We start from the raw sequence: 4,236 nt of genomic DNA, 5'->3' as shown, positions 1-4,236 counted from the left end.
GGTCCTCGGCGGTGGCGGGCTCGCGCTGGGCGCCGCGCTCGCCCATCGCATACACCCGCAGGGGCGAATGCGGCAGGTAGGCGGCCACATCAATATCACGCTGTCGCGACTCCAGCGCATCGAGATACTCGGGGAAGGTTTCCCAGGTCCACGGCAGTCCGTCGGTCATCACCACGCCGGGGATGTCCTCGACGCCCGCCATTACGTCAACCAGCACGTCGTGGTCTTCTTGGCGGCAGGGGGCGAAGCCGACGCCACAGTTGCCCATCACCACCGTCGTCACCCCATGTGCCGACGAGGGATTCAGCCGGTCCGACCAGATTGACTGGCCGTCGTAGTGGGTGTGCAGGTCGATGAAGCCCGGGGTCACGAGCAGCCCGGTCGCGTCGATCTCCCGTGCACCGGAGCCGTCGACCTTGCCCACCGACGCGATTACCCCATTTCGCACCGCGACGTCCCCGACGTACGGCTCACCGCCCAACCCGTCGACGATGCTGCCATTGCGGATCACCAGGTCGTAGGTCATCTAAATAATCTACGACCGTGTCGGTGGCTCATGCCAGGCTGAACTGCATGCGCGCCGACGACGATGCAGAGCGAAGCGATGAGGAGGAGTGGCGCTAATGCTTGATCACTTCGGCATCAACTGCGCCGACCACGCCAAAGCACAGCAGTTCTACGACACCGTGCTCGCCGTGCTCGGCTATACGCGGCAGATGGACTTCGGAGAGGCCGTCGGCTACGGCCGCGACGGGCACCCCACGTTTTGGATCGCTGACGGCGCCGGCATGGGACCCAACCGGGAAACCCACATCGCCTTCGCCGCCGCCGACGAAGACGCGGTGCGGGCGTTCTACGAGGCCGCCGTGGGCCTGGGCGCGGAGTCGCTGCACGCGCCGCGGCTGTGGCCGGAATACCATCCCGGTTACTTCGGCGCGTTCGTCCGCGATCCCGACGGCAACAACGTTGAAGCGGTCTTCCACGGCGCGGCGGGCGGCCCGTAATCTCGCCGGTATGCCCGCCAACGATGTCGCTGCCGCGCAAGAGCTGTTGCGCGATGCGTTCACCCGGCTGATCGAACACGTCGACGAGCTCACCGACGGGCTGAGCGACGACAAGGCCCTCTACCGGCCCAGTCCTAACGCCAACAGCATCGCCTGGCTGATCTGGCACAGCGCTCGCGTGCAGGACGTCCAAGTGGCCGACATCGCCGGTGTCGAGCCGGTGTGGACGCGCGACGGCTGGGTGGACCGGTTCGGCCTCGACCTGCCGCGCGACGACACGGGCTACCGCCACAGCCCCGAAGACGTGGCCAAAGTGCGCGCCCGAGCTGAACTGCTGTCCGGCTACTACCACGCCGTGCACAAGCTGACGTTGGAGTACATCGCCAGCATCAGCGGCGACGAGCTCTCCCGCATCGTCGACGAGCATTGGGACCCGCCGGTGACGGCCAGCGTGCGACTGGTCAGCGTCATCGACGACTGTGCCCAGCACCTCGGCCAGGCCGCATACGTGCTGGGAATCGCAAACCGGCGGACTTGACACCTGTCGAGGTGGCTAGCATGGCGCTATGACAGCCATCACACAGCCACCCACCACGCCCGAGTTCTCCGGTACCGGCACCATCCTCAGCCCGGCCACCGGGGCGGCGGCGGGAGAAGTCCGCTGGACCGATCCCTCCGACGTCCCCGCCATCACCGCAGAACTGCGTGCGGCGCAACGGGAGTGGGAGCAGCGCGGCGCCAAGGGGCGTGCCAAGGCGCTGGCCCGCTTCGCGGTGTGGCTGGGCGAGCATCGCAGTGAAATCGAGGAGCTGCTCATCAAGGAGACCGGTAAATCGGCGGTCGACGCGGGCCAAGAAGTGCCGCTGCTGATCATGATCCTGGCCTACTACATCAAGACGATGGAGAAGGCGCTGGCGCCCGAACGCCGTCCGGCGGCGCTGCCGTTCCTGGCGATCAAGAAGATCACCATCCACTACCGGCCCCGCCCAGTCGTCGGCATCATCGCGCCGTGGAACTACCCGGCGGCCAACGCGCTGATGGACGCGATCGGCGCGTTGGCGGCAGGCTGCGCGGTGCTGCTCAAGCCGTCGGAACGCACCCCGCTGACCGCGGAGGTGCTGCGGCGCGGCTGGCGCGATTCCGGCGCACCCGATGTGTTCGCGCTCGCCCAAGGCGCCCGCGCGGTATCCGAGGCTGTGATCGACAGCGTCGACTTCATCCAGTTCACCGGGTCGACTGCGACCGGACGCAAAGTGATGGAGCGCGCCGCACGCCGGTTGACGCCGGTCAGCCTCGAACTGGGCGGCAAGGATCCGATGATCGTGTTGGAGGACGCCGACATCGACCTGGCCGCGCACGCCGCGGTGTGGGGAGCAATGTTCAACGCCGGTCAGACCTGTGTGTCGGTTGAGCGGGTGTACGTGCTCGAGCAGGTCTATCAGCAGTTCGTCGACGCCGTGGTGCGCGACGTGCAGGCATTGCAGGTCGGCGCCGGCGAAGGCCACTTCGGCGCGCTGATCGACGAGTCGCAGCTGGCCGTGACCGAGCGCCATGTCGCCGACGCGAAAGCCAAAGGGGCGCGGGTACTTACCGGCGGCCGACGTGCTGGGAGGCCAGGCAGCTTCTATCTGCCCACCGTGCTGGTCGACGTCGACCACTCGATGGCGTGCATGACCGAGGAGACGTTCGGCCCAACGCTGCCGATCATGAAGGTCGCCACGGTCGACGAGGCGATCCGGCTGGCCAACGACAGCCCGTACGGGTTGAGCGCCTCGGTCTTCTCCCGCGATGTCGAGCGCGCCAAATACATTGCGCTGCAGCTTGATTGCGGTGCAGTCAACATCAACGACGTGATCAGCAACCTGATGTGCACCACCGCTCCGATGGGCGGCTGGAAGGCGTCGGGCATCGGGGCGCGGTTCGGTGGCGCCGAGGGGCTGCGCAAGTTCTGCCGCGCCGAGACCGTGGTCGTGCCCCGCACGAATGTCGGCGGCGGCTTTGCCTACTACAACAATTCGCTGAAGACGCTGGCCCGGATGAACCGAATGATGACCCGGTTGGCGCTTGCAGGTCCGCGTCGCGTTGCCAAAGCCAAAGCAACCACACCGGCTAAAGCCGCCCAATAGGAGTGCGGTTCGTTGCGACGGTGCTGTTATGGTTGCTCACCACTGTTGCACTGGGGGTAGCGGTCCCGGCGGTTTGGGCGCAGCGCAACATCATTGACGCCAACGGTTATGCGGGCATGGCGCAGAAAGCGGCGGCTGATCCGGAATTGCGGGCGGCAGTCGCGGCCGAACTCACCAGCAAGGCGACCGCGCTCATCAGCGAACACGGCACCCGCGTCGATCCGGGACGGGTGCGTGCTGTCGCATTGGCCTATACCGCCGGCCCGTCGTTTCCGTCACAGTTCGCGCAGGCCAACCGGATTGCGCATAGTTGGGCGTTCGCCGGTACGCAGGCTGGACCTGACCCGTGGGTGGTCGACCTGGCTCCGATGTTGAACGACGCGGCATTTCGTCAGACGCTAACCGACTACAACGTGCACTTGCCCGCGACGGTGACGGCGCCGTTGACGGTTCCTGCGCCGAAGACGCTGCGGCCCGGCCAATTACATCCTCTCGCCACGTGGGGTCCGTGGGTGAGTCTGGCGGCGACGGTGCTGACGGGGACGTTCGCGGTGCTGACGCTGGCGGCCGCCCGAAACCGTGGTAAAGCGTTGGCCAGCCTGGGAGTTTCCGCGCTAATTGTGGGAGCCGTCGGGTATGCGGGTATCGAGGTCGCCCGCCGTCATGTCAACGATGCGCTCAACCACACAAGCGGCGACGTCCGCCGGATCGCCGACGCGACGGTCGCTTACGCCGAAGGCAGCCTGCACCACTGGCTCGACCTGACGCTGGCCGCTGGAGGCGCGCTGGTGGCCTTCGGTGTGCTCATCGCGATACTGGGCGGCCTGCGCAGAGGGTAAACCGGGGCGGTAAACCGCTCATCTGAGCGGCAACTGAGCCAGCATCCTTCCGGTCGGACGCGGTGAGCCGTTGCCGGGTTCGACGGTAAACGCGAGTGCGGTCGAGTTGCCCAGGTTCGGGAGGACCGCGGTCGTTGACGGCGCTACGGCTTTGGTGTCCATCGTGCCGGCCGAGGTAGGACCGTGAGTGTCGAGCAGCCACATCTGGTAGACGGAGCCCGGCGACGGCGGGGGCACGTTGTTCATCACCAACACGCCGGCGTTCTT

6 protein-coding genes are annotated in these 4,236 nt (G+C 66.7%); 4 read left to right on the top strand and 2 right to left on the bottom strand.

Annotation, left to right across the window (positions count from 1 at the left end; translation table 11 throughout):
- Positions 1 to 526: amidohydrolase family protein (locus tag VFA16_RS09140; protein WP_324967503.1), on the bottom strand; the 526-nt coding region annotated here is incomplete at its 3' end.
- A 97-nt stretch (positions 527 to 623) separates the two neighbouring features.
- On the opposite strand from VFA16_RS09140, the gene VFA16_RS09135 reads away from it, so the two are divergent.
- The 4 genes from VFA16_RS09135 to VFA16_RS09120 are packed head-to-tail and all read left to right on the top strand — an operon-like array spanning position 624 to position 3,969.
- The gene (locus tag VFA16_RS09135; RefSeq protein ID WP_324967502.1) at positions 624 to 1,004 is read left to right on the top strand and encodes a VOC family protein; all 381 of its coding nucleotides are present in this window, start codon (positions 624 to 626) and stop codon (positions 1,002 to 1,004) included.
- A 10-nt stretch (positions 1,005 to 1,014) separates the two neighbouring features.
- On the top strand, positions 1,015 to 1,542 hold the full coding sequence (locus VFA16_RS09130) for a mycothiol transferase (RefSeq protein ID WP_324967501.1): 528 nt from the start codon (positions 1,015 to 1,017) through the stop codon (positions 1,540 to 1,542).
- A 28-nt stretch (positions 1,543 to 1,570) separates the two neighbouring features.
- Positions 1,571 to 3,130: an aldehyde dehydrogenase family protein gene (locus VFA16_RS09125; RefSeq protein WP_324967500.1), complete on the top strand. Its 1,560-nt coding sequence runs from the start codon at positions 1,571 to 1,573 to the stop codon at positions 3,128 to 3,130.
- A gap of 2 nt (positions 3,131 to 3,132) precedes the next feature.
- On the top strand, positions 3,133 to 3,969 hold the full coding sequence (locus VFA16_RS09120) for a hypothetical protein (RefSeq protein WP_324967499.1): 837 nt from the start codon (positions 3,133 to 3,135) through the stop codon (positions 3,967 to 3,969).
- Positions 3,970 to 3,987: 18 nt separating this feature from the next.
- Here the strand turns inward: VFA16_RS09120 and VFA16_RS09115 are convergent.
- The coding region (locus VFA16_RS09115; RefSeq protein WP_324967498.1) for an anti-sigma factor at positions 3,988 to 4,236 on the bottom strand (249 nt) is incomplete at its 5' end.

It is taken from the genome of Mycobacterium sp. (assembly GCF_035653355.1).
Classification (GTDB): domain Bacteria; phylum Actinomycetota; class Actinomycetes; order Mycobacteriales; family Mycobacteriaceae; genus Mycobacterium.
This window is presented reverse-complemented; position numbering and strand designations above follow the sequence as displayed.

Coding starts and splice junctions, on each gene's coding strand:
- VFA16_RS09130 (WP_324967501.1), top strand. CDS start 1,015: ATGCCCGCCAACGATGTCGCTGCCGCGCAAGAGCTGTTGCGCGATGCG.
- VFA16_RS09135 (WP_324967502.1), top strand. CDS start 624: ATGCTTGATCACTTCGGCATCAACTGCGCCGACCACGCCAAAGCACAG.
- VFA16_RS09125 (WP_324967500.1), top strand. CDS start 1,571: ATGACAGCCATCACACAGCCACCCACCACGCCCGAGTTCTCCGGTACC.